This window comes from Mycolicibacterium confluentis (assembly GCF_010729895.1).
GTDB classification, from domain to species: Bacteria; Actinomycetota; Actinomycetes; order Mycobacteriales; family Mycobacteriaceae; genus Mycobacterium; species Mycobacterium confluentis.
This window is the reverse complement of record NZ_AP022612.1, coordinates 267,380-292,991: the sequence shown is the minus strand read 5'-3', so window position 1 is coordinate 292,991 and position 25,612 is coordinate 267,380. Positions and strand designations below refer to the sequence as shown.

Annotated in this window: 21 protein-coding genes and 1 pseudogene; 12 read left to right on the top strand and 10 right to left on the bottom strand. The window is 66.9% G+C overall.

The features are described from left to right. The first annotated feature begins 121 nt into the window (after positions 1-121). The 4 genes from G6N34_RS01260 (at position 122) to G6N34_RS01245 (ending at position 5,346) form a co-directional block, all read left to right on the top strand. Positions 122-1,267, top strand: coding sequence for a thiolase family protein (locus tag G6N34_RS01260; RefSeq protein ID WP_085153440.1), 1,146 nt, complete (start codon positions 122-124; stop codon positions 1,265-1,267). A gap of 85 nt (positions 1,268-1,352) precedes the next feature. Beyond that, positions 1,353-2,600, top strand: a complete 1,248-nt coding sequence (locus G6N34_RS01255; RefSeq protein WP_085153442.1) for an amidohydrolase family protein — start codon at positions 1,353-1,355, stop codon at positions 2,598-2,600. A 1-nt stretch (position 2,601) separates the two neighbouring features. After that, the gene (locus G6N34_RS01250; RefSeq protein WP_085153444.1) at positions 2,602-4,086 is read left to right on the top strand and encodes an aldehyde dehydrogenase family protein; all 1,485 of its coding nucleotides are present in this window, start codon (positions 2,602-2,604) and stop codon (positions 4,084-4,086) included. Positions 4,087-4,134: 48 nt separating this feature from the next. Further along, a complete protein-coding gene (locus tag G6N34_RS01245) occupies positions 4,135-5,346 on the top strand; it encodes a CaiB/BaiF CoA transferase family protein (RefSeq protein WP_085153617.1) in 1,212 nt (403 codons plus the stop codon). 94 nt (positions 5,347-5,440) lie between these two features. Here the strand turns inward: G6N34_RS01245 and G6N34_RS01240 are convergent, their stop codons facing one another. Genes G6N34_RS01240 through G6N34_RS01215 form a run of 6 tightly spaced genes read right to left on the bottom strand, consistent with a single transcriptional unit; the run spans position 5,441 to position 12,337 of the window. Continuing rightward, positions 5,441-6,634, bottom strand: coding sequence for an acyl-CoA dehydrogenase family protein (locus G6N34_RS01240; protein WP_085153446.1), 1,194 nt, complete (start codon positions 6,632-6,634; stop codon positions 5,441-5,443). A 14-nt stretch (positions 6,635-6,648) separates the two neighbouring features. Beyond that, positions 6,649-7,692, bottom strand: coding sequence for an acyl-CoA dehydrogenase family protein (locus tag G6N34_RS01235; RefSeq protein WP_085153448.1), 1,044 nt, complete (start codon positions 7,690-7,692; stop codon positions 6,649-6,651). 5 nt (positions 7,693-7,697) lie between these two features. After that, on the bottom strand, positions 7,698-8,546 hold the full coding sequence (locus tag G6N34_RS01230; RefSeq protein ID WP_085153450.1) for an amidohydrolase family protein: 849 nt from the start codon (positions 8,544-8,546) through the stop codon (positions 7,698-7,700). 1 nt (position 8,547) lies between these two features. Beyond that, positions 8,548-10,206, bottom strand: a complete 1,659-nt coding sequence (locus G6N34_RS01225) for an acyl-CoA synthetase (protein WP_085153452.1) — start codon at positions 10,204-10,206, stop codon at positions 8,548-8,550. A 9-nt stretch (positions 10,207-10,215) separates the two neighbouring features. After that, positions 10,216-11,448: an amidohydrolase family protein gene (locus tag G6N34_RS01220; protein ID WP_085153454.1), complete on the bottom strand. Its 1,233-nt coding sequence runs from the start codon at positions 11,446-11,448 to the stop codon at positions 10,216-10,218. Between the two features lie 13 nt (positions 11,449-11,461). Next, on the bottom strand, positions 11,462-12,337 hold the full coding sequence (locus G6N34_RS01215) for an enoyl-CoA hydratase (RefSeq protein ID WP_234812976.1): 876 nt from the start codon (positions 12,335-12,337) through the stop codon (positions 11,462-11,464). A 328-nt stretch (positions 12,338-12,665) separates the two neighbouring features. Between G6N34_RS01215 and G6N34_RS01210 the strand changes: the two genes are divergently transcribed. Next, entirely contained in the window at positions 12,666-14,189 is a 1,524-nt protein-coding gene (locus G6N34_RS01210) for a hypothetical protein (protein WP_085153458.1), read from the top strand. Positions 14,190-14,406: 217 nt separating this feature from the next. On the opposite strand, the pseudogene G6N34_RS01205 reads toward G6N34_RS01210, so the two are convergent. Beyond that, positions 14,407-14,811: pseudogene (locus tag G6N34_RS01205) on the bottom strand (dihydrodipicolinate synthase family protein); the annotation flags it as partial. A gap of 38 nt (positions 14,812-14,849) precedes the next feature. Next, positions 14,850-15,647 (bottom strand): SDR family NAD(P)-dependent oxidoreductase, encoded by a 798-nt coding sequence (locus tag G6N34_RS01200; protein WP_085153460.1) that lies wholly within the window; start codon positions 15,645-15,647, stop codon positions 14,850-14,852. Between the two features lie 326 nt (positions 15,648-15,973). Between G6N34_RS01200 and G6N34_RS01195 the strand changes: the two genes are divergently transcribed. After that, complete coding sequence (locus G6N34_RS01195) at positions 15,974-16,711, top strand: TetR/AcrR family transcriptional regulator (protein ID WP_085153462.1); 738 nt, start codon at positions 15,974-15,976, stop codon at positions 16,709-16,711. Between the two features lie 9 nt (positions 16,712-16,720). Here the strand turns inward: G6N34_RS01195 and G6N34_RS01190 are convergent, their stop codons facing one another. Both G6N34_RS01190 and G6N34_RS01185 read right to left on the bottom strand, forming a co-directional pair. Continuing rightward, the gene (locus G6N34_RS01190) at positions 16,721-17,602 is read right to left on the bottom strand and encodes an enoyl-CoA hydratase/isomerase family protein (protein ID WP_085153464.1); all 882 of its coding nucleotides are present in this window, start codon (positions 17,600-17,602) and stop codon (positions 16,721-16,723) included. Further along, positions 17,599-18,450 (bottom strand): FadR/GntR family transcriptional regulator, encoded by an 852-nt coding sequence (locus G6N34_RS01185; protein ID WP_085153466.1) that lies wholly within the window; start codon positions 18,448-18,450, stop codon positions 17,599-17,601. Before G6N34_RS01185 ends, G6N34_RS01190 begins: the two co-directional genes overlap by 4 nt. Before the next feature lie 138 nt (positions 18,451-18,588). On the opposite strand from G6N34_RS01185, the gene G6N34_RS01180 reads away from it, so the two are divergent. From G6N34_RS01180 to G6N34_RS01155, 6 genes are read left to right on the top strand one after another with little or no spacing between them, the layout of a single operon-like run. Then, the gene (locus G6N34_RS01180; protein ID WP_085153468.1) at positions 18,589-19,392 is read left to right on the top strand and encodes an enoyl-CoA hydratase-related protein; all 804 of its coding nucleotides are present in this window, start codon (positions 18,589-18,591) and stop codon (positions 19,390-19,392) included. Between the two features lie 25 nt (positions 19,393-19,417). Continuing rightward, a complete protein-coding gene (locus G6N34_RS01175) occupies positions 19,418-20,233 on the top strand; it encodes an enoyl-CoA hydratase/isomerase family protein (protein ID WP_085153470.1) in 816 nt (271 codons plus the stop codon). Continuing rightward, positions 20,224-21,027 (top strand): enoyl-CoA hydratase/isomerase family protein, encoded by an 804-nt coding sequence (locus tag G6N34_RS01170; protein ID WP_085153472.1) that lies wholly within the window; start codon positions 20,224-20,226, stop codon positions 21,025-21,027. The genes G6N34_RS01175 and G6N34_RS01170 overlap by 10 nt, the downstream gene beginning before the upstream one ends. Then, a complete protein-coding gene (locus G6N34_RS01165; protein ID WP_085153474.1) occupies positions 21,027-22,508 on the top strand; it encodes a class I adenylate-forming enzyme family protein in 1,482 nt (493 codons plus the stop codon). Before G6N34_RS01170 ends, G6N34_RS01165 begins: the two co-directional genes overlap by 1 nt. Further along, positions 22,498-24,087 (top strand): class I adenylate-forming enzyme family protein, encoded by a 1,590-nt coding sequence (locus tag G6N34_RS01160; protein ID WP_085153476.1) that lies wholly within the window; start codon positions 22,498-22,500, stop codon positions 24,085-24,087. The genes G6N34_RS01165 and G6N34_RS01160 overlap by 11 nt, the downstream gene beginning before the upstream one ends. Then, positions 24,080-25,600, top strand: coding sequence for a class I adenylate-forming enzyme family protein (locus G6N34_RS01155; RefSeq protein ID WP_085153478.1), 1,521 nt, complete (start codon positions 24,080-24,082; stop codon positions 25,598-25,600). Before G6N34_RS01160 ends, G6N34_RS01155 begins: the two co-directional genes overlap by 8 nt. Positions 25,601-25,612: the final 12 nt, after the last annotated feature.

The window sequence follows — 25,612 nt, the reverse complement described above, 5'->3', positions numbered from 1 at the left end:
CGCACCGCGCCTCCCTGCCGTCGTCACGAGGCACTAGATAAGATACTGTAATCGTTACCGTTGGACGGTCGAACAGCCATATCGTCAGGCCCCGCCCACGGCCTGCAGAAGGGGACATCCAGTGAACGAAGTGGCGATCATCGGCGTCGGGTTGCATCCCTTCGGTCGGTTCGAGGGCAAGACCGCGATGCAGATGGGCGTCGACGCCATCCTCGCCGCGGTCGCGGATGCGGGCATCGAATGGAGTGACGTCCAGGCGGCCACCGGCGGCAGTTGGACAGTCGCCAACCCGGACGCCATCGTCGGCATGGTCGGCCTGACCGGCATCCCCTTCACCAATGTGTTCAACGCGTGCGCGACGGCCGCCAGCGCCGCCAAGGCGTGCGCCGACGGCATCCGACTCGGCGACTACGACATCGGGATCGCGGTCGGCCTCGACAAGCACCCCAAGGGCGCGTTCACCGAGGACCCCGCACTGGTCGGGATGCCCCGCTGGTACGCCCAGAACGGGCAGTACCTCACCACGCAGTTCTTCGGGATGAAGGCCAACCGCTACCTGCACGACCACGGGATCTCGCAGGCCACCCTGGCGAAGGTGGCCAACAAGAACTTCCGCAACGGCGTGCTGAACCCGAACGCGTTCCGGCGCAAGGAGATATCAGAAGCTGACATCCTCGCGTCGCCCATGCTCAACTACCCGCTGACGCAGTACATGTTCTGCGCACCCGACGAGGGCGCGGCCGCGGTCGTGATGTGCCGCGCCGACATCGCCCACCGCTACATCGACAAGCCCATCTACCTCAAGGCTGTGGAGGTCCGCACCCGCAGCTACGGCGCCTACGAGGTCAACACCACCTTCGCGCCCGTCGACGAGGACGTGGCCCCGACGGTGTACGCCGCACGCGCGGCGTTCGAGAGGGCCGGAGTGAGCCCGGAGGACGTCGACGTCATCCAGTTGCAGGACACCGACGCGGGTGCCGAGATCATCCACATGGCCGAGTGCGGCTTCTGCGCCGACGGCGACCAGGAGAAGCTGCTCGCCGACGGCGCCACCGAGATCGGCGGCTCGATGCCGATCAACACCGACGGCGGACTGATCGCCAACGGCGAGCCCATCGGCGCGTCCGGGCTCCGGCAGATCCACGAGATCGTCCGGCAGCTGCGTGGCCAGGCCGGCGACCGTCAGGTACCCGGCTCCCCCAAGGTCGGATTCACCCAGCTCTACGGTGCGCCGGGCACGGCCGCGGCGACCGTCCTGACCACCTGATGACCACGCCGAGCAGACAGAAACTCGCACGATTTCACTGGATTTCACGCGATTTCCTGTCTGCTCGCGAGAGGAAGGCGACCCAATGACCCACGCCGCAGAATCCTTCCGGGACGCACCGATCTTCGATGCCGACCAGCACATGTACGAGACCGCGGAGGCGTTGACCAAGTTCCTCCCCGAGCGGTATCGCCACGCGGTGCAGTACGCCCAATTCGGCAGGCAGACCCGCGTGGTGATCAACAACCGGGTCACCGACTTCATCCCAAACCCCACCTTCGAGCGGGTCGCCGCACCGGGCGCGCACGAGAAGTTCTTCGCCGGCGAGAACGTCGAGGGTCTGACCCTGCGGGAGATGCAGGGCAAGGCCATCGAGGCGCCCGCGGCCACCCGCAATCCCGAGGACCGCGTCGCAGAACTCGACCGCCAGGGTGTCGTCGAGGCGCTCAACTACCCCACCCTGGGCTCGCTGGTGGAGCACTCCAGCGCCGACGATCCACAACTCACGCTGGCCATCGTGCACGCGCTCAACCAGTGGATCCTCGAACACTGGAGCTTCAACTACGCCGACCGGGTGTTCTCGACCCCGATCATCAACCTCTCCGAGGTCGACGCCGCCCAGCGTGAACTCGAATACCTCCTCGACAACGGCGCCAAGGTGGCGCTGATCAAGCCCGGCCCGGTCAACGGCCTGCACGGCTGGCGCTCACCGGGCCTGCCGGAGTTCGACCCGTTCTGGCGCGATGTCGAGGCCGCAGGCCTGCCGATCGTGCTGCACGCCAGCTACCCGCCGCTGGATGAGTACGTCAACAAGTGGGAACCGGCGCACACCCAGAACTTCATGACCCAGAGCGCATTCCGCTGGATGGTGCTGGGCCACCGCGAGATCTCGGACATGATCACGGCGCTGATCTGCCACGGCACCCTGACCCGGTTCCCGAAACTGCGGATCGCCAGCGTCGAGAACGGCAGTTCGTGGATCTTCCCGCTGTTCAACGACTTCGAGGACCTGCAGAGGAAGATGCCACAGAACTTCCCCGAGCATCCGCACGACGTCTTCCGCCGCAACATCTGGGTCAGCCCCTTCTGGGAGGGCTGCGTGGCCGACGTCGTCAACACCGTCGGTTGGGACAAGGTGCTGTTCGGCTCGGACTATCCGCATCCGGAGGGCTTGGCGGAACCCAAGGGTTTCTGGAAGTACGCCGAGGGCATGGACACCCGGCGCACCTATGACTTCATGGGTGACAACGCCCGCCGGTTCATGGGTCTGCCCATCGCAAACCCGGACCCGGACGCCGTCCACCCGCCCCAACTGGTCGCACCGGGACGTTGAGATGACCCAAACCGCCAGTGACACCGGCATTCTCGCCGGTGAGCAGCGCATGTTCATCGACGGCGAACTGCGGCACACCGACTCCGGTGCCCTGTTCGACGTCGAGCATCCCGGCAACGGGCAGGTCGTCGGACAGGCCGCCGACGGCACCGTGGACGATATGGACCGGGCCATCGCCGCGGCCCGGCGGGCGTTCGACGAGACCGAGTGGTCGCGCGACGTCGGATTCCGCCACCACTGCATGTCGCAGTTGCACGCTGCGCTGGAGCGCAACAAGGAACGCCTTCGGCGCATTGTCGTCACCGAGGTCGGCTGCCCCCTCAGCGTCACCGGCAGCCAGATCGAGGACCCGATCGAAGAGGTCAGGCACTGGGCCGACTACGGCCGCGACTTCGAGTACCTCGTCGACACCGGTGTCCACAAGGCGCCCATGGGCACCGCGCGGCGCACCATCGCCTATGACCCGGTCGGCGTCGTCGGCGCCATCACACCGTGGAATGTGCCGTTCTACCTCAACATCGCCGAGACCGTGCCCGCGCTCATGGCGGGCAACACCGTCGTGCTCAAACCCGCCCAGCTGACCCCCTGGTCGGGCAGCGAGTACGGGCGCATCGTCGCTGAGGAGACCGACATCCCCGCCGGCGTCCTCAACGTCGTCACCTCCAACGCCAACGAGGTCGGCGCGGCACTGTCGGCCGACCCACGCGTGGACATGATCACCTTCACCGGATCCACCGCGACCGGGCGCGCCATCCTGGCGGCCGCGGCCCCGACCGTGAAGCGCACCATGATGGAACTCGGCGGCAAGTCCGCCCACGTCGTGCTCGACGACGCGAAATTCGAGAAGTGCCTGCCGATGGCGGCCATGGTCGCCTGTGTCATGTCCGGTCAGGCCTGCATCATGGCCAGCCGAATCCTGTTGCCCCGCAGCCGCTACGACGAGGGCATCGAGATCCTCAAGGCCAGCATGGAGGCGTCCTCGGTGGGCGATCCGTGGGATCCCAGCGTGCTGCAGGGCCCGCAGATCAGTGAGACCCAGCGCCAGAAGGTGCTGGGCCTGATCCGCAGCGGCGTCGACTCCGGGGCACGGTTGGTCACCGGCGGCGGCATCCCCGAACACCTGCCGGTCGGGTACTTCACCGCGCCCACGCTGCTGGCCGACGTCGATCCCAACTCGCAGATCGCGCAGGAGGAGATCTTCGGACCCGTGCTCACCGTCATCCCCTACGACACCGAGGACGAGGCTGTGGCAATCGCCAACAACTCGATCTACGGCCTCTCCGGCGAGGTGACCGGGGTTGACACTCAACGCGCATTTCGTATCGCTCAACGACTGCGCACCGGTAACGTCACGGTCAATGGTCGAAGCCACTTCGGCATCACCAGTCCGTTCGGCGGCACCAAACAGAGCGGGCTGGGACGTCGTAACGGCGACGAGGGCTTCAAGGAGTACCTCGAGATCAAGACCATCGGGCATCCGGGCTGACCGGTTGGCTCCGACGAAACCGAAGAGAGGGTTGTTGTGCTCAAGCCGATGGAAGGTGTGCGGGTCCTCGAAGTCGCACAGTTCACGTTCGTTCCTGCGGCGGGAGCAATCCTCGCCGACTGGGGCGCCGACGTCATCAAGGTCGAGCACCCCGTCCGCGGCGACACCCAACGCGGCTTCATCAACATGGGCGGGTTCCAGCTCGACCCGCAGCGCCATCCGCTCATCGAGCACCCCAACCGCGGCAAGCGCAGTGTCGGCATCGACGTCTCCACCCCCGGTGGGCAGGAGGTCCTGTACGAGATCGCCAAGACCGCGGACGTCTTCCTGACCAACTACATGCCCTCGCAGCGGCAGAAGAACAAGTTCGACGTCGAGCACATCCGCGCCGTCAACCCGAACATCATCTACGCCCGCGGCAGCGCCTACGGCGACAAGGGACCCGAGCGGGACACCGGCGGTTTCGACGGCACGGCCTTCTGGACCCGCAGCGGCGTCGGGCATGCGTTGACGCCCGAAGCCATCGGCGGCGCGCTGTCGCAGGGCATTCCGGCATTCGGCGACTCGATCGGCGGCATGAACATCGCGGGCGGCATCTCGGCCGCACTGTTCCACCGGGAACGCACCGGGGAGACCGCCGAGATCGACGTGTCGCTGCTGTCCACCGCGTGGTGGGCCGCGGGCGCCAGCGTCACCCAGGGCATGGAGACCGGCGAGACCATGCGGTCGCTGATGCCCGGCGACGTCGGTTCGGTCAACCCGCTCATGGCCAACTACATGACCTCCGACGGCGGCACCATCAACCTGTGCATCGTGAGCCCGACGGGCTACATCCGGGACACGTTCGAGCATCTGGGCCTGCCCGAACTCAACGACGATCCCCGCTTCAACGACGTCATGCCGCTGATCCAGAACGCCGAGGCCGCCAGCAAGCTGATCGCCGAGGCCATCAGCAGCAAGCCGTTCGAATACTGGCGTCAGCACCTGAAGTCGATGCGCGGGCAGTGGGCGCCGTTCCAGAGCCTGGTCGACCTCGGCACCGATGAGCAGGCCATCGCCAACGACATGGTCGTCGAGGTCGAGGCGTCCGACGGCGGCGAACCGTTCAAGGTGGTCCGCGGGCCCGTGCAGTTCAACCACGAACCGCTGGAGACGACGCGCGCGCCGCAGGCCTCCGAGCACACCGAACTGGTGTTGATGGAGCTTGGCATCGACTGGGATCGCATCGCCGAACTCAAGGAGGCCGGCGCGATCGCCTGATCGCTCCCCCTACCCCTGCACATCGAGACTGCGGGGACTGCGAAATCTCTAATGATTTCTCGCAGTCCCCGCAGTCTCGGCGCTTCTGGTACCCCTACGACACCTTGGCCTTCGGTGGCGAGTAGTTCGGCTTGCCGAGACCCAGCACATGCTGCGCGATCATGTTGCGGAACACCTCAAGCGTGCCGCCGTAGATGCCGGCCAGCGGAGCGAATCGGTACAGATACTCCGAGGTTCCGTGATCTTCGGCCCCGTCGGTCTCGATGGGCAGCACCGACGCGGGCCCGGCGATGTCCATGAGGTCCGGTCCGATGTCGCGCATGGTCTGCGCCTGCGACACCCGCCCGAAGATGCTCGGGGTCGACAGCGAGGCCTCCAGGCGTGCCGCGCTTCGTCCCAGGCGATAGGCCACCGAGTCGTCGTCGATCCGGCGCCTGCCCGCACCGTCCGGTGTCGTGGTGGTCGCCGCCACGGCGTCAAGTGCGGCGGACATGAAGCCGGCCTGATGCGCCATGATCGCGACGTCCTGCAGACCGTCCGGCGCCGAGGCCACCGCGCCGTGCTCGGCGTCCAACGGTCCGCGCAGGACGGCCCACCCGTTGTTGGCATCGCCCAGCAGATACTTGTCGTCCACGCGAACATCGCTGTAGTAGACGATGTTGGTGCGGTCGCCGTCGACCGTGCGGATGCCCTGGATCTCGATGCCCGGAAGGTCCAACGGCACCAGGAACATGCTGAGGCTCTTGTGCTTCGGCGCCTGCGGGTCGGTGTTGGTGATCAGGAAGACGTACTGGCAGTTGTGCGCGCCGGTGGTGAACATCTTCGCGCCATTGATAATCCACTGGCCGCCGTCGCGCACCGCGCGGGTCTTACAGGTCGCGATGTCGGATCCGCCCTCGGGTTCGGTGTAGCCCAGACACATCCGGACGTGCCCGCTGAACACCTTGGGCATGACCTCGTCGACCAGCTCGGGCTTGCCGAAGGCCAGCACGGACCGCGCCACCAGTGACGTGGTGCCCCACGTCACCCAGGGCACGTGGGCCCGGCGCTTCTCGAGTTCCCAGATCCTGCGGCGGACACGCGTGAACCCGCCGTCACCCTCGGCCTTCCACTCCTTCTCGAGGTAACCCGCTGCCCCGATCGCAAGGTGCACACCCTCGTCGAAGTTGTCACCGGTCTCCCGGTCGCGACGACGAACCTCGTCGGTGACGTGCTCGGCCAGGAATCCGCGCACCTCCTCCCGGAACGCCTGATCGTCGTCGTTGAGCTCAACCTGTGTGAAATCCATTGTGTTGTATCCCTTTACGCCGACTGAGCTTCGCGGTCTGCCACGATGCGGCCGATCTGCTTGGCCGTGTCCGCTGGGTCACCGCCGGCCAATGCCCAACCGCGGGCCCGCACCAGGTACGCCGTCGCGGCGGCCTCGGTCGACACGCCGAGACCACCCTGGATGTGAACGGCCATGGTCGCGGCCTTGGGCGCCTCCTCTGCCATGAAGACGAAGGCCGAACCGGCAAGTTCGGGGCGCTCGGTGGGTTCGTTGTCGAGGAACCACGCGGCGCGGTGCGCGAGGTTACGACCACCCTGAACGACGATCGCCATGTTGGCCAGGGGATGCGAGATGGCCTGCAGCGTGGCGATCGGAACACCGAGTGTGTAGCGGGATTTGGCGAACTCGGCCGCGATCGTCATGGTCTGCTCGACGAGCCCGGTCAGCGCCGCGGCGGTCAGCACGCGCCATTCATCCAGCGCTCGTGCGTATTCGGCGACAGCCTCGGGACCCGACGCCAGCACCGTGCGCTGGTCTGCGCTGTCCGGGTCCACCCACGCCATCGGCAGACGACCGAGGTTGGCCACGCGTTCGGGACGGGCGTCATAGCTCAGGGCCACGACGTCGTCCCCGTCGCGCACGATGATGCGGTCGGCCACGGCGGCCGAGGCGATCAGGCGCCTGCCGGGCGTCGCCTCCACCCGGGAGTCGAATCCGAGCAGTTGGGTGCCTTCGACCGCCTCGGGGTCGACGCCACCGAGCCGCGCCCACAGTCGGGTCGCGCACACGTGGTCGATCCACGGTACGGGCGCCACGGCGCGTCCCAACTCCTCGGCCACCAGCGTGAGGTCCACCAGTGTCGCGCCGTCACCGCCGACGGACTCGTCGAGGGCCATGGTGCTTGCGCCCATCGCGCACAAGCGCTCCCACAGGCTCTTGTCGTAACCGGACTCCTCGGCCGCCCACACCACTTCGATCGAGCAGTGTGTGTCGAAGAACTGCCGGTAGGCGGCCTGCAGATCCTTGTGATCCTCGCTGAGGCTGTAGTCCAGCCTGCGCAATTCGTAACGGTCCATCCGGGTCACTGCTCCTGGCTCTCGAAGAAGAACTGTTCGGCGTTGCGGTAGAGGTAGTTGTCCAGCACCTCGGGCGGAAGGTCGAGGGCCTTGGCTTCGGGGACCACGCGGTGCTGCCGCAGCACCGGCCAGTCGGAGGCGAAGATGACCTTGCCTGCGCCACGGGTGCGCATGAAGTGCAGCAGTTCCTCGGGGAGTCGCTTGGGGGACCACGCCGAGGTCATCAGGCGTAGGTTCTGGTACTTGATCAGCATCCGGATCGCGATGTCCCACCAGGGATCAGCTCCGTGGATCATGCACAGCTTGAGTTCCGGGAAACGCACGCAGACCCGGTCGAGGTGGATGGGGTTCTGCACCTCACCCGGAATGGGCGGGCCGGGGATTCCGGTGTTGACGCACAGCGGAAGTCCCAGTTCGGCGCACTTGGCGTAGAGCGGGTAGTACACCGCGTCACTCGGCGGATACTGGCCGTCACCCCAGAAGCTCGGCCCGACAACCGCATAGGACACCGGCAGGTCGGCGGCGATGGCGGTGAGCTCCCGCAGCGACGCGACCGGACGCAACAGATTCACCCCACCCATGGCCAGGGCGAAGCGTTCAGGTTTGGCCTCGACGAACTTGCGGGCCGTGACCGACGGCTTGGCCAGGTTGTCCATCAGGATCGCGCGGCTCACGCCATGCTCGTCCATCTCGTCGATCAACTCAGAGAGGTCGACGGGATCGAACATCGACGCCGGCCCCTTGAAGTAGTCGTCGCGGACCTTCGTCATGAACTGCGGTTGCACCTCGGTCTCCCCGAAATGCACGTTGACCAGACAGTCGATGACCCGTCCACCCGGTTCGCCCTGCGTCATCTCACCCCTCGATTCGGGTCGGCTCGGATGTCACCAGGGCCGACGTGTTCTGCACTGCCTGTTCTTTGGCCCACCGGTAGTCGGCCTTTCCGTTGCCGAGACGGCGCACCTGATCGACGACGATGAACTGTTTGGGCACCTTGAACCGGGCCAGACGCTGTGCGCACACGTCGGCCAGCACCGCGGACACGTCGTCGGCGGTCACGGATGCGCCGTCGCGCAGCGACACCAGCGCGACCACCTCCTCACCCCACCGCTCGCTGGGCCTGCCGACCACCAGCGCGTCGGCGAGATCGGAGTGCGCCCGCAGGATCTCCTCGACCTCTTCGACGAAGACCTTCTCACCGCCGGTGTTGACCACCAGGGAGTCACGCCCGTAGAGCCGAAGCGCCCCGTCCGACTCGACGGAGGCGCGGTCGCCCGAGATGACCACCCGGACACCCGCCACCTCCGGGAAGGTCTTCGCTGTTCCCGCCGCATCCTCGAAGTATCCCAACGGAATTCGTCCTGTCCGGGCAACCCAGCCGATCTCTTCCTCGCCGGGGTCGAGGAACCGGGTGTAGTCCTCGGACAGCACCAGACCGCCCTCACGGAACATGAAGGTGTCGGTGTGGTTGCCGCGCTGGTTGTGGCCGAAGCCCATGTTGCCGGTCTCCGAGGATCCGTAGCCGTTGATCAGCGTGATCTGCGGCAGGTGCTCGAGCAGGGCCTGCTGGTTCTTGAGATTGGTTCCGGCCCCGCCTGTCCCGATCGCGAACAGTGACGTCAGGTCGTACCTGCGGTTGCCGAGTTCCTCGGCGATGGGGCCGGCGTAGGCGTCGCCGACCATCGTCATGAGCCCGACCTTCTCACGCTCCGCGGTCTGCAGCACCTCGCTGGGGTTGAACCGCCGGGACGTGTCGTGCAGGACCACGGTCTGGCCGTTGAGCACCGCGGAGAAGGCGGTCCACAGGCCCGCGGCGTGCATCAGCGGTGACACGGCGAACCACGGGGCACCGAGATTCTGTACCTTGTCGTGGATTTCGCTGACGAGTCCGTGGTCGGCGCCGTTCATCGACGCGACGTACATGTCGGCCTGTCGCCACAGCACGCCCTTGGGGCGCCCCGTGGTGCCGCCGGTGCACACCATGATCAGGTCGTCCGGAGACGACGCGATCACGCCCTCGTCGGACCCGGCCGCGACGGCCTCGTCGAGGGTGACCGCGCCGGGCAGTTCGGGCAGGCTGCTGCCGTCGTCGATCGAAAGCAGCAGTTCGGCCCCCCTCGGCAGCACGTCGGCGAACTTGGCTCCGAGCGCCCGGTGGTAGATGACCCCTCGGGGTTTCAGGTAATCGAAGAGTTCGGCGACCTCACGTGGGGTGTAGTTGTAGTTCACGTTCACGGGGACGACCCGGGCCTTCAGGCACGCCAGCACCATGTCCGGGTAGAGGTCGTTATGCATGACCAGCGCGACTCGATCCTGGCCGCATTCCCAGTTGTTCAGCTCGCTGCGCTCACGGTGAGCGCCGAAGCCCTTGTCCGCCAGCCAGTTCGCCAGCTGGCGGGTACGTTGCGCCGTCTCGGCATAGGTGCTGCGGCGCGACCCGCACACCGTCATCGTGCGGTCCGGCACCACGTCGGCGATGGCGTCGAGCACCGCACCGAGCGTCCATTCACCCATGGGCAGGACTCAGGCGCCGGGCTTGTGAGCGCTCAGGAGCGTCAATGCGTTGTCGCGCATGACCATCCGGGTGTCCTGGTAGCTGAACTCCGGGAACTGAGGGATGTCGGCGGTGAACGACGTCGGGTCCGCCAACCCCTCACCGTGCGGCCAATCCGACCCGAACAGGATCTTGTCCACGCCGATGGTGTCGGCGAGCAGCTTCACATCGTCTTCGTAGTACGGCGCGATCCAGACGTTGTTGCGCAACTGCTCCACCGGATCCTCTTTGTAGTGGTACGGCGCGTTGTTGGCGGACTTCTTGAGCCGCTTGATCAGCCGGTACACAAAGTACGAGCCGTTCTCGATGCTCACCACCTTGAGCTTGGGATGTCGGGTGAACACCTGGTGCACGATCATCGCGGCGATGGTGTCGTGGATGGCACGGTCGTCCATGATCACCATGTCGAGCGGATCACGCTTGCCGAATCCCTTGAAGACACCGCTGCCACCCCACAACGCGGGGATCGCCATGTAACCGGAGTCGGACAGGTGGAAGACCACCGGGACGCCGGCTTCGGCCAGTCGCGCCCACACCGGGTCGTGCGCCGGATCACCGAGCGAGCGCGGCCTGACGGCGCCCGGCACCGGCGCGGGCCGCACGCACACCAGCTTCGCGTTGCGGGACAGGACGAACTCGACCTCCTCGACGGCCTTCTCCGGGTCGGCCAACGAGATGATGGGCGCGGCGAGGATGCGATGGTCCGGCCGGTCTAAACCCCAGTCCTCGTCGAGCCACAGGTTGAACGCGTGGATCGAGGCCATGGTGGCCGGGATGTCGTGCTTGAGTCCCTCCTCTACGCCACACGCGAATGTCGGGAGCATGAACACGGTTTCGAGGTTCTGCTGGTCCAGGATCTTCACCCGGGCATCACGGTTCTGGTACTCGGGATGGTCGGCCAACCGGTCCACCTTCATGAGCGAGGCCGGGTTGACCCCCTCGGGAATCTCGCCGCGGAACAGCAGGTCCAGACATCCGGGCTCGATGATCGGGTCGAACGTCGGGTTGGGGATGAAATGGTTGACCACGCCACCGAACACCGCCAGCGTGCGCTTGCCGTCCTGCACCATCTGCACACCGCGGCTTCGGAATTCCTTGGGCAGGTGCCGCGTGAAGGCGTCGGTCGGCTCGTAGTAATGGTTGTCGACGTCGACCGCCTGATAATCGAGTTTGGCCGGCACTGGCCTCTCCAGCGTTGTCATCGCGGATGTCCTCTCAATTCTCGGCTGCTGCTTCGCCCGCCAGAGGCGGAAAGTTCGGGGTGCGTTTCTCGAAGAACGCCGTGATGCCCTCGATGAAATCGGTCCGCTGCATCGAATCGTGCATGAGCTTCTCGGCCTTGTTGCTGGTTTCGACAAGGTGCATGTCGGCGTCCGCGTACAGCTGCTTCTTCATCACCGCCAACGACGTCGGCGAACAGTTGCGAGCCATCTCGTCGGCGTAGTCCAGGACGTGCGCCATGAGCTCTTCCTTCGGCAGCACCTTGGTGACCAGGCCCAGTTCGGCGGCCTCGTCGGCGAAGAACGTGCGGCCCGACAGCAGGAGTTCGGTCGCGGCACCCCAGCCGACCAGACGCGGCAGAATCCAGGAGATTCCGTACTCGGCGATCAGGCCGCGCCGCGCGAACGAGGTGGTGAACTTCGCACCGGCGGCGGCGAACCGGATGTCGGCCATCAGCGCCTGGGACAACCCCATCCCGGCGATCGCACCGTTGATCGCGACGATCACCGGCTTGCTCAGCTGGGTGAGGAAGTACGGATGCTTGGCGGCGACCATCGCGCTGATATCGGTCTTGTTCGCCGACTCGACGGTGGTCGACGAGATGGAGTCCAGGTTGCCCATGTCGGCACCCGCGCAGAAGGCCCGACCGCTGCCGGTGACGACGATGACGCGCACCTGGGGATCCGCCTCGGCATCCTCGATGCGCCTATAGAAGCCCGTCGACAGCGCGTTGCCCCACGCGTTCATCCGCTCGGGCCGGTTGAAGGTCAGGACCGCCACCCCGGAGTCGCGAACCTCATAGAGCACGGCCGGGTTGAGGTCGGCCCCCGCAGGCTCCGCTGGCTCCATCACACGGTCAGAAGCGGTCACCCAGGGTCCTCCTCAGATCGGTAAGCACCGGTGTATGCGCATACTGTACACCTATCGGTAGCGCGTTCCACAGGGGCCGTTCCTGCACGCCGGGAAGAGCCTGTCGTACACAAACCCGCAGGTGGAGTGTCCGATGACCTTTCCTCGGGCCTCAGAGGCGCCGCGACTCCACGGCATCGGATCCGAGGTCCGCATTCGACCGCGCGGACCTGGATAGGTGAGGCTGTGGTTACTAAGGCAAGGCGAACCTATTGTGATTTTGCCTTCATTTCGCTACGTTCAGCGGGCACATAGCTCATTCACAGGTTTCTCACAGGGGGTTCGCCCAATGCACATCGCTGGAAACGTCGCGTCGATCACGGAGAGCGGGCGCGCATCCGCGCGTTCTCACCGAGGAAAGTTCCTCGCCGCCGGCGTGGCCATGACCACCGCCGCCGCCGTGGCCGTCACTCCGGCTCTGGTCACGCCGACGCTGCCCGAAGTGCACGTGGCGTCGCCGTCCTCGATGGAGGCTGTGAACCTGTCGGCGTTCGACAACCCGCTCACGGTCTGGCAGCAGACTTTCGCGAACACCTTCCAGACCATCGCGACCACGACACCGACCCAGACGTCGCTGGTGGAGTCCATCTCACTGGCCGGGAACAAGTTGACGGCCGCCCTGTCAAACCCGGCGGTGCAGGCCCAATTCGGCGCGGTGCTCGGAAACGTCACGAATCCAGCACGCGTGCTCGGTGCACTGGCGAACATCCCCGGCTATCTGGATCGCATCGGTGCGGCGGGCAACGGTTCAGGGGAAGCCCTGCAGGCGGCCCTGGCGGAACTGCCGACGGTGCTCCAACAGGCAGCGGCGGCGCTCGCCCAAGGCAACATCATCGGAGCCTTCGGCGAAGTCAACGAATGGTTCCTGGCGGACGTCCTGTCGGGAGGCCGGGCCGAGTTCCTGGACGCACTCCGGGTTCCCGGCGACTTCTTCGACGCCCTCGGCATCGAACCCCTGGCACGCATTCTCGGCACCTCGTGGATGGCCACTCCGAACAACGCCGGTCAGCTCGACGGCCCGGGTCTGCTGTCCCGGACGGTGGTCGGCAACCTCGGCAGAGCCCTTCTTGCCCCAGCCGTCACGGCCCTCTTCCAGACGCTGGAGATCGTCGATGACGCCGCGAAGGCGCTGCAGGCCAACGACTACGAGACCGCAATCAGTTCTCTGATCAACGCTCCCGCCAAGATCACAAACGCGTTCTTCAACGGGTTCAGGCCGAAATTCCTGGACGACGGATCAGTCCCGCCTGGCCCCGGACAGAACTTCCCGGGCTTCTTCTCCCCCACCGGCACCGTCGACTTCTTCTTCCGCCAGATTCCCGAGGCGATCGCCACGGCGCTCACCTTCCCGCGGCCGGCACCCGCTCCGAACGCGATCACCAGCACTGATGCCGGCGCCAAGTTGGTGTCGAACTCCGCGACGGACCCCGCCGTCGATCGCAAGGTGCTCAACATCTCGCTGCCGGGCGCGCCCGACGCCCCGTCCGGGGGAGTCGACGCACCCGAAGCGCCAGCCGGCGAAACGCCCAAGACACCCACCGGCGAACTCGACCCGGAGAAGCCCGCACCGACCCTGAGCGTCAAGGAGCGCATCACCCAGGTGCGCGCAGACGCTGCCGAGCAGCGCCAGGAACGCGCCGAGAAGGCGCGCGCCGCAGTCGAGAAGCTGGGCTCGAACATCCGGAAGGGCCTCGGCATCGACCGGTCGAAGAACGCCGGCGCCACGCCGACCGGCGCCGCTGGCGAGGGCCAGGGCTCGGGTGGTTCGCAGTCTGAGTCGAATGACAACTCCGGCGGCAACTCCGAGGACTGACCGTACGCAGCCAGCGTCGCGTCACCGCTTGCGGTGGCGCGACGCTGGCGTTTCCGGGGGTCCGCGAGTTCGACGTCAGGGCTGTGACTGCGTTCAGACCACGACCCTGGTGTCGATCTCGGTGCAGGGATTCAGCTGGCGACGAGCCCGAGACGTCGGTAGGCAGCCTCGATCTGCCGTTTGGTGCCCTCCGGCAGCAGGGCCTGTGGCGGCCGGGAAGAACACCCTCTCCGCCATGGGTTTCCATCATGGGCGTCTGGATGTAGACGATGTCGGCACCGGCCTGCTGCGCGCGCAGCGTCAGGTCCAGGCAGTCCTTGGCCGAGGTCGCCGCGGTGCAGGCCTGCACGACGAGGTCGGGGTTGAGCGCGCGCCCCTCCTCGATCGCGACCACCAACAAGCGCTTCCGCTCGTCGATGGTGAGTGACCAGAACTCGCCCACTCCGCTGGTGCACCACAGCATGGAATGCTCCAGGCCACCGACACAGTGCCGCACGAGGGTTCGGTATGCGTCCCAGTCGATGTCGTCGCCGTCGACACCCGCGAAAGGTGTGTAGAGCGAATCACCGATGCCGCGCAGGGCTTCTGGCGCCCACGTGCGCGCCTCAACAGCTGTGGCCACTGTCAGCCCCCTTCCGCGCAGTTGGTTTCAGCTCGGGCTCAACAGAAGTCGGTGCCACCGTCGACGTTGACGTTGGCACCGGTCATGTAGGAGTTGCGGCGGGAGGCCAGAAACGCCACCACCGGCCCGATCTCCTCGGGCAGGCCCGTGCGCGGCAGGTGGGCCGGATGGCCGAAGTGCTCACTGATCGCGGCCATCAGCCGGTAGGGGTCGTCGCCGTCGACGCCGACCGTCCTGGCCCAACCCCGCAGACCTTCGGAGGCCACACTGCCCGGCGAGATCACGTTGACCAGGATCTCTTCGCGCGCCAAGGACAGTGACAGGTTCTTGGACACGCTGGCGATCATCGACTTGGCCGCGGTGTAGGCCACCAGCGATTCACCCTGGCGCTTGGTCGAACTGGCCGAGAAGTTGACGATGCGGGCCCATTCGGCGCTCCGCAGCAGCGGCAGCGCGGCCCGCACACAACGCACCATCGACATCGCCCCGAGTTCGATCGCCTCATGCCACTGCTCGTCGGTGAGCGCGTCGAATCCGCCACGGGTGCTCGGGCCGACGGCATTGACGAGGATGTTCACCTGACCGCCGAAGCACTCGCCAACCTCTCGGAAGGCAGCGTCGATCTGGTCGGGATCGGTGACGTCGGCGGACACACCGAAAGGTTCCGGACTGCCGCGCCGGCCCAAGTCCTCGAGCACCTCGTCGAGTTGAGCGGCAGACCGCGCGATGACGCCGACACGGGCTCCGTCGTCGGCCAGGCTCTGGGCCGACGCACGGCCCATCCCCCGAGTGCCGCCGACCACGACCGCGGTGGCCCCTTCAAGTCCCAGATCCATGCGCGCAGCTACCCTTCGGACCGGTCCGCAGCAACCACGGGTGGCGCCGCGAGCGAGTCGTCGTCACCGGCGAGGCCAGCTCAGCCCCAAAGAGCTGCGGAAATCATTACTATACTTGTTACGGTATATAGGTTCCGGAACCTCTCCGTTCGAGGACCCGCTGGATGTGGCACACGTCTCACGGTGCTGCCCGACGTGTCACCCGGGCGGTCGACGCCGGTACAGTCGACGGCGTCGCAAGCCCCCGACACGCGGACGAAGTGGCCATTCTCCGCACTGGCTGACGGTAAATTCGAATAGTTCTACTCGCAACGGAGGTGCCCCTCGTGGCAAAGCAGGCGACCGCGGAGAAGCGGCAGCGACGCGAGCGCGGCTCCATCAATCCCGACGACATCATCAAAGGCGCGTTCGAACTGGCCGAGCAGGTCGGCATCGACAACCTGAGCATGCCGCTGCTCGGCAAGCATCTCGGCGTGGGAGTCACCAGTATCTACTGGTACTTCCGCAAGAAGGACGACCTGCTGAACGCGATGACCGACCGGGCCCTGCGCCAGTATGTGTTCGCGACGCCCTACGTCGAGGCCGACGACTGGCGTGAGACGCTGCACAACCACGCCTGGACCATGCGCAAGACGTTCCTGGGGAACCCGATCCTGTGTGATCTCATCCTCATCAGATCGGCCCTGAGCCCGCGCGCCGCGCAACTGGGCGTACTCGAGGTGGAGAAGTCCATCGCGAGCCTCGTCGAGGCCGGGCTGTCACCGGAGGACGCCTTCGACACCTACTCCGCCATATCGGTGCACGTGCGGGGATCCGTGGTGCTGCAACGGCTGTATGAGAAGAATGCGGCGGCCGAGGACGGGGGCGTGGCCCTTGAGGACAACCTGGTGGTCGATCCCGAGAACACTCCCCTGCTGGCGCAGGTGAGCTCGGCGGGTCATCACATCATCGCGGCCGATGACTCCAACTTCGAGTACACGCTCAACTGCATCCTCGACCACGCCGAGCGGCAGATCGCCAAGGGTGGCAAGAAGGCTCCGGCCAAGAAGACCACCAAGGCCTGAGCACCGCCGTCACTCCGGTTCGGGCACGTGGAAGTGCTCGTCGCGCAGCCGGAAGGCCTCCCTGGTCCCGTGCTGGGCGCGGGTCTTGACGAAGTTGAACTCCCCCGGCGAGAACTGCAGATTCGTTCCATAGGCGTGGAACAGGTAGCTGGCCACCTCTTCACCCTGGTAGGCCTGGCTCTGCTCGACGAGCCGGAATGCCTCCTTGGCAATGACGACGCCGTCGGCGGGCATCTTCGCGGTCTTCTCGGCCCAGTAGCGAGCGCGCGCCGCGACCCACTCGGGGGCGACGGTCTCGGTGAAGATCCCGAGATGCTCGATCTCACCGGCCTTCACGATGTCCCCGGTGAGCAGCAGACGCCGCGCCATCACGGGACCGAGTCGGTGGAAGAACATGTGCAGGCTGCCCAGCGCCGGCCCGAGGAAACGGGTGGCGGGCATGCCGATGCGGGTGTCGCGGCCGATCACCGAGATGTCCATCATCAGGGCCATCTCGAATCCACCGCCCAGGGCATAGCCGCTGATCTCCCCGACCGTGACCTTCGGGAACCCCATCAGGTTGTGATAGAAGCTGAATGACTTGCGGTCCACCGTGAGTCGGCGCCGCTGACTGGGGCGCGACTTGGCCTGTGCGCCTTCGGGTTTCTTGTCGCCGTACCACCCGTAGGCGTTGTTCATATCCGCACCGGTGCTGAAGACGCCCTCGGCGCCGCGCAACAGCACGACCGTCAGGTCGTCGTCCTCGGCGACGACGTCGAGGGCCCGGCCCAGGCTGTCGCGCATGCTGGCGTCGTAGGAGTTGCGCTGCGTGGGGTTGTTGAGCGTGATGGTCGCGATGCGCTTGTCGCGGTCGACTTCGAAGAGCACGCGGTCGTCTGAGGTCTCGGTCATGGGGTGTCCTTTCGGTTCAGCTTCGACGTGCGCAGCAGTGACTGCCCGCCTGCGCGCGTCGACTGCTCGGCACTGGAGATCAGGCTGGCCTGGATGGTCTTGTCCGTACCGAACGCCAGGGTGTTGCTGCGGGCCGCGGCCAGGTGGTCGCCGGCGATCCGTACGGCGCGTGCGGAGTTGCCGTCGCGGATGGCGTCGAGCAGGCGCTGATGGTCACGCAATGCCGCGCGGCGGGTCTGCAACGCGGCACGCTCCCCGTCCGAGGAACGCGGGCCCGTGTCGTCGCTCCACACCGCCGCCTCGTGCGCCGACCAGATCAGCTCCAGCGACCCGATCAGCAGAATCATCGGTTCATTGCCGCAGCGCGACACCAGGGCTTCGTGGAACCTGCGCGCATTGGGCACGTAGCTGGTCGGATCGTCGAACTGTTCTGTCTGACGGGCGATCTCGCGCTCCAGGTATGGCACCACCTCGGTGTGCCGGTCCTCGCGGGACGCGCACATGCCCGCGCAGATCGGTTCCAGATGCAGCAGTGCCCCGCTCACGTCGGCCGGGGTCGCCGACCGCGCCTGCAGCACCATGCTGATCATATGCGCGGTGCGCTCGGCGCTCGGTTGGTGCACCACCGCGCCGCCGACGTTGCCGCGGCGCACCGACACCAGACCGTCGGTTTCGAGCAGGTGGATCGCCTCACGCAATGCCGGTGGGCTGACGCCGAACTCGCCGAACAGGCTCTCCTGGGAGGGCAGGACATCGCCCTGCTTGAGACGGCCCGACAGAATGTCCTCCCGCAGTCGCGCGGCGACGATCTCGGCCACCCGGGGTTGCCTGATTCGCGACTGGGTCACCGTGCCCGCCCCTCATTCGTCGCCCGCGCCCGCCGTCGACTGTTCCGTCGACGACCTTTCCTTGCTAACTTGTACAGGATAGAAATCGTAGCGTCTACTGTATGGGTATCCATATCTACGCGAAGGACGGTCGACACGGTGAGCGGTGCGCCTGAGGGGTCCATCGAGATCGCCCAAGACGGGTCGGTCCTTCGTATCACGCTGAATCGACCGGACCGCCGTAACTCGTTGAGTCACGCGATGATCGACACCCTGGTCGCCACGCTCAGTTCGGCCGCCTACGACGACTCCCTGCGGGCGATTCTGATCACCGGCGTCGGCGAGCACTTCTGCACCGGCGCCGACTGGGTCGCCACCAATGACGCGGGGGCCCGGCCACGGACCGGTGATCTGGTGCGCCGCATCCCCCACACCGCGCACCGCGTCATCGAACTGGTGGCCTCGATCCAGCTGCCGGTGGTCTGCGCGGTCCGCGGATGGGCCGTCGGATTGGGATGCAACCTCGCCCTGGCCGCCGATTTCGCGGTGGCCGCCGAGGACGCCACGCTGTGGGAACCATTCCTGGAGCGCGGGTTCAGCCCGGACTCCGGGTCCACCTGGCTGCTGCCCCGACTCGTCGGGGTGGCACGGGCCAGGCGGATGCTGCTGTTGAGCGAGAAGGTGACCGGTGACGAGGCCGCTCAGTGGGGCCTGATCCACGCTGCGGCGCCCGCCGACCAGGTCGATGCTGTCGCCGAGGACCTGCTGCAGCGCCTGGCGAACGGACCCACCGTGGCCCTGGGACTGACCAAGCAGGCGCTCGCCCATGGCGCACATTCCACCCTGTCCGATGCCTTGAACCAGGAGCTCTCCAGTCTGGAATTGGCCTGTCGGGCATCGGATTTCAGGGAGGGCCTGGCGGCCTTCCGGGAGCGCAGGGCACCCGAGTTCCGCGGGCGCTGACGCCAGTCAATCGAAGGGAACACACATGCCGGCATCCGCCGCATACGACACCATCAAGTACGAGGTGGACGGCCATAAGGCCACCATCACCCTCAATCGCCCCGAGGCGCTCAACGCGCTGTCACCGCACATGGTCACCGAACTGCGCGCGGCCTATGACGAGGCCGAGAACGACGACAACATCTGGCTGATGGTCGTGACCGGCACTGGGCGCGCGTTCTGCACCGGTGCCGACGTCAAGGAGATTCCCGACGACGGCAAGGTCATCTACGAACGGCCCTATCTGTCCACCTACGACCAGTGGGAGGCACCGCAGGAGGGCACCCCGCCGTTCCGCAGAATGGCCAAACCCGTGCTGGCGGCCATCAACGGAATCTGCTGCGGCGCAGGCCTGGACTGGGTCACGACCGGCGACATCGTGATCGCCTCGGACAAGGCGACGTTCTTCGACCCGCACGTCAGCATCGGCCTGGTCGCGGCGCGGGAGATGGTTCGACTGGCCCGGGCGCTGCCCCGGTCGGTGGCGCTGCGGATGGCCTTGATGGGTAAGCACGAACGGATGACCGCGGAACGCGCCTACGAACTGGGCATGATCACCGAGATCGTCGAGCATGACCGCCTGCTCGAACGGGCGCATGAGATCGCCGACATCGTCAACTCGAATGCGCCCCTGGCGGTCCGCGGAACGCGGTTGGCCATCCACAAGACCCTCGACCTTCCCCTGCTCGAGGGCGAAATTCTGGCCGAGACGTTCCGGGAGCGCGTGGTGCGCACCGAGGACGCCGCAGAGGGCCCGTTGGCCTTCGTCGAGAAGCGCACCCCGAACTGGAGATGCCGATGAGCCCCGAGGCCGCACAACCCTTCGAGACCCTCCTCCTGGAGTTCGACCGGGAGAGTCACGTCGCGACCATCACCCTCAACCGGCCCCAGCAGTTGAACACGTTCAACCGCACCATGTGCGAGGAGATGGCCGCGGTCTGGCGCATCGTCAAACTCGACGAGGCCACCAACGCCGTCGTGCTGCGTGCGGCCGGAACCCGGGCCTTCAGCGCGGGACTGGACGTCAAATCCAGTTACGGTCAGCCCGACAACGTGTGGAACCACGAGGATCCCGGCGAACTGCTCAGCCCCAAGTGGCAGAAGATGTGGAAGCCGGTGGTGTGCGCGGTGCAGGGCATGTGCACCGCGGGCGCGCTGTACTTCCTCAACGAGTCCGATGTCGTCGTGTGCTCGCAGGACGCCACCTTCTTCGACTCTCATGTCACCGCCGGACTGGTGTCGGCGCTGGAGCCGATCGGGTTGATGCGCAGGGTGGGTCTGGCGCACACGCTGCGAATGGCGTTGATGGGCAACGACGAGCGGATCAGCGCCGAGACGGCGTTGCAGATCGGGCTGGTGACCGAGGTGGTCGAGGCCGGGCAGCTGTGGACCCGCGCCCACGAGATCGCGGCGACCATCGCCAACAAGCCGCCGTCGGCGACGCAGGGCACGGTCAAGGCGGTGTGGGAGTCCCTCGACAAGCCCTACCGGGCGGCGCTCGATCAGGGCCTGATCTACACCCGATTGGGAAATCCGTTGGGTCAGGCCGAACTTGCCGCGTCGCCCGTCCCCAAAGTCACCCCACGGATCCGGTGATGTCGCACGCGTTGAGCCGTCGCATCTCCGACGTCCTGGCGCTCGACCCGGCCGCGTCGGCGATCCAGTTCCAGGGTCAGTGGTTCACCTGGGGCCAGGTCGGCGCGATCGCGGCCCGCATCGCGGCCCTGGTGACCGAACGGGGCGGCGCGCAGACACGCGTCGGAATCATGCTGCGCAACCAACCCGTGCATGTGGCCGCGCTGCTGGGCGTCCTGGCCGGGGGCGGGACGGTCGTCGTCATCAACCCCGCCCGCGGGGACGAACGCACCCGGGAGGATCTTCTTGGCCTGGACCTTCCGGTGGTCGTCGGCCTGCCCGACGACCTCGCCCGCCTGCATGTGCTGAAGCCGACCACCACACTCGTGACGGTCAGCGATCTCGCGGCCCCACCGGACGTCGTCCCCGCAACGGAACCCCGACCGGACCCGGGCCGCCCGGGCGTCGCAGTGTGGATGCTGACCAGCGGCACCACCGGTCCACCCAAGCGCGTGGACCTGACCTACGACATGCTGGCACGCAGCGTCATCGGCCACGACCCCGAATCCTGCGCCAGTCCCACCGAACTGCGCCGCGGCGTGGCGATCGTGAACTCGCCGCTGGTCCACGTCGGCGGGGTGTTCCGGGTGTTGCTGTGCCTGGCCGAGGCACGCCCGTTCGTGCTGCTGCCCAAGTTCGACCTCGACATGTGGGCCGACGCGGTCCGCGAGCATCGGCCCCGCGCTGTCTCGCTGGTGCCCGCGGCCCTGCGCATGGTGCTGCACTCGGACCTCACCCGCGAGGACCTGGCCAGCATCAAGGTCGTCACGTCCGGCACCGCCCCGTTGTCGGCCGAGGACGCCGACGCCTTCACCGAAAAGTTCGGCATCCCCGTCCTGACGTCCTATGCGGCCACCGAATTCGGTGGCGGCGTGGCCAGTTGGACCCTGGCCGACCACCAGCAGCACTGGCACGCCAAGCGCGGCAGCGTCGGGCGCGCCAACCCCGGCGCGCAACTGCGGGTGGTCGACGCCGACGGCACCCCACTTCCCGCTGGCCAGGTGGGCCTCCTCGAGGTCATCCCGGCACAACTCGGGGCGGGGGCGGACTGGATGCGCACCACCGACCTCGCCCGCATCGACGACGACGGGTTCGTCTGGATCGTGGGCCGCGCCGACCAGGCCATCATCCGCGGCGGATTCAAGGTGATGCCCGACGATGTCCGTGCCGCCCTCGAACGACATCCCGCTGTGCTCGGGGCGGCTGTGGTGGGCCGCCCCGACGAACGCCTCGGTGAGACACCGGTGGCGATGGTGGAACTGCGTGACGGCGCGGGCACCGATGCCGCGGAGTTGACCGAGTTCCTCAGCGGACGTCTGGCCCGCTACGAGGTTCCGAGCGCTATCGCGATCGTCCCGAGTATTCCGCGCACGCCTTCCGGCAAGCCGGATCTGGGCGCAGTCCGGGGTCACTTCGCCGCGTTGCAGAACCATGGCGGCTAGTTCGGTCACGGTCGGCCGCCTGCTGCGTGACACCGCGCAGGAGCGCGGCGAGCACCCCTTCGTCATCTGCGACAGCGACCGGATCAGCTACGCCGAGGCCGAACTTCGCTCCGCGGACGTGGCGCGCGGGCTCTGGGGACTCGGCGTCCGCAAGGGCACCCACGTCGGAGTGCTCTACCCGAACGGCGCCGAGTTCGTGGTGATGGCGCTGGCCGCCGCGCGCATCGGGGCGGTCGTCGTGCCGTTCTCGACGTTCGTCACCGCCGCGGAACTGCGCGCCCAACTGGTGCACAGCGACGTCGCAGTGATGCTGTCCGCCACTGAGTTCCGTGGTCATGACTATCGGGCCCGGATCGCCGAGGGCCTCGGCATCACAATCGACGAGATGGACTCCGCGACGCCGCTGTACCTCACGTCGACGCCGGTGTTGCGGCACATCGTGCTCGACGTGGACGGGCTGATCCGACGGGGCGAGTCCGTCCGCGCCGAACGCCTGGCGGCGGCCGAAGACGACGTCGACGGCTGCGATCCGCTGGCCATCATCTACACCTCGGGGTCGACTGCCGCACCCAAGGGCACGGTGCACACCCACGCCGGAATTCTGCGACATCAGGCCGCTCTCAACGAGATTCGCGGACTGTCCCGGGACGACAAGCTCTTCTGCAACTCCCCGTTCTTCTGGATCGGCGGGTTCGCGTTCTCCCTGCTGGCCACGCTGTCGGCCGGCGCGACGCTGCTCTGCTCCAACGCCACCGACGCGGGTGCCACGCTCGACCTGCTGGAAGCCGAAAAGCCCAATGTGACCAACGGTTTCGTCGGGACCATCGCGCATCTCACCCGTCACCCGAGCTTCGCGGACCGTGATCTGTCGGCGCTGCGGCGCGGCAACCTGTATCCGCTGATGGCCGCCGACTGCCGACCCGCCGATCCCGAACTGCGCCACAGCATGCTCGGCATGACCGAGGCCGGCAGCGTGGTGCTGCTCGACGGCGACGTCAGCGACCAACCGGAATCACGCCGGGGATCGTTCGGTCGCCCCGCACCCGGATTCGAGGTCACGGTGGTCGACCCGGACACCGGACGGCCCGTACCCACCGGCACCGTCGGCGAACTCCTGATCCGCGGGCCTCACATGATGGACCGCTACTACGGGCTCAGCCGGGAGGAGTGCTTCGACCCCGACGGCTGGTTCCACACAGGGGATCTGGTGCGCACCGACTCCGACGGATACTTCTACTTCGTCGGCCGGGCGGGCGCCATGATCAAGACCGCAGGGGCCAACGTGGCACCGCCTGAGGTGGAAGCCGCCCTGCAGAGGGCACTTTCGACGGTGCTCGGCGACGTGGCCGTGCATGTCCTGGGCATTGACGATGCCGAGCGCGGTCAGGTCGTGGCCGCGGTGATTGTGACCGACCGCCCCGAGGTGTTCGACGAGACCGCGGTGCGCACTGTGCTGCGGTCCGACCTGTCTGCCTACAAAGTGCCGCGCAGGTTCGTCACCTGCCCGCCCGAGAAGCTTCCCCTCCGGTCCAGCGGCAAGCTCGATCTGCCGGCCCTCGCAAGGCTCTTCGATGCCTGAACCGACCACCGTTGATGCGCTGCTGCGTCACCGCGCCGACGACACCCCGGACAAGGACTGCGTCGTCGATCCCGACACCCGCCTGACGTACCGCGAACTCGACACGTCGACCCGGGACCTGGCCGCCAGGCTCATCGAGGCAGGCGTCACCAAGGGCACTCGCGTGGGTCTGCTCGCGCCCAACAGCGTGGCGTGGGTGCAGACCGCGTTCGCGGTGACCCGGGTCGGCGCGGTGCTCGTGCCATTGAGCACCCTGCTGCGCCCCGAAGAACTCACGGCGCAGGTGCACACCGCGTCGGTGCAGCACCTGATCACCGTCGAGCAGTTCCGCGGGCGCCATCACCTGACCCAGGCACAGACGATCGCATCGACGGAACATGGCCCACTGGAACATGTCTGGGACGCCGCACAACTCGACTCTTTGCCCGCAGCCCGAGTCTCCGCCGAGTTCGTGGACGCCCTGGCGGCCACCGTCCGCCCCGCCGACCCACTCGTCGTCATCTTCACCTCCGGCAGCAGTGGTGCACCGAAAGGCGTCCTGCACAGCCACGGCAGCGCCCTGGGTGCGGTACGGGCCGGACTTGCGGCGCGCTGCGTCACGGCTGTCAGCAGGCTCTACCTGCCCATGCCGTTCTTCTGGGTCGGCGGGTTCAGCGCCGGAGTGCTGGCGAGCCTGGCTGCGGGCGCGACCCTGATCACCGAGTCGGTGTCGAGTCCGGACACCACCCTGCCACTGGTCGAACGCGAACGCGTGACCCTGTTCCGCGGATGGTCCGATCAGGCCGAGGCGCTGGCCAGACGGGCCGATTCGGTGGGGGCGGACCTGTCCAGCCTGGGACCCGGAAGCCTCGAGGCCCTGCTCCCGCCCGAACTGCGCGCCCCACCCGGCGCCCGCGCCAACCTGTTCGGGATGACCGAATCCTTCGGCCCTTACAGTGGTTTCCGGGCCGATACGGACATGCCGCGCACGGCGTGGGGCAGTTGTGGGCAGCCCTTCCCCGGCATGGAGGTCCGCATCGTCGACCCGGACACAGGCGATCTGATGCCCACCGGGGAGACCGGCATGATCCAGATCCGGGGCCCGCACATCCTGCGCGGCATCTGCCGTCGAGACCGTCACGACGTGTTCACGGCCGACGGCTTCTACCCGACCGGCGACCTCGGACACCTCGACGCCGACTGCTTCCTGTTCCAGCACGGCCGATCCGATGACATGTTCAAGGTCAGCGGCGCGACCGTGTACCCCAGCGAGGTCGAGGCCGCGCTGCGGGGCATCCCAGGCGTCCGCGCCGCGTTTGTCACCAAGGTCCAAGTCGCACAGCGCAATCGCGTTGCCGCCGCCGTGATCTGCGAGGATCCCGGCATCGCGGCCGGCGTGCCGGATGCCGTACGCGCCCGGATCAGTTCATTCAAGGTGCCGAGCGTCTGGCGGTTCCTGGACGACGAGGACGCCGTCCCGCGCAAGGCCTCCGGGAAGGTCGACATGACGCGCCTGCGCGAACTCTTCTCCTGATTTGTGCGTTTT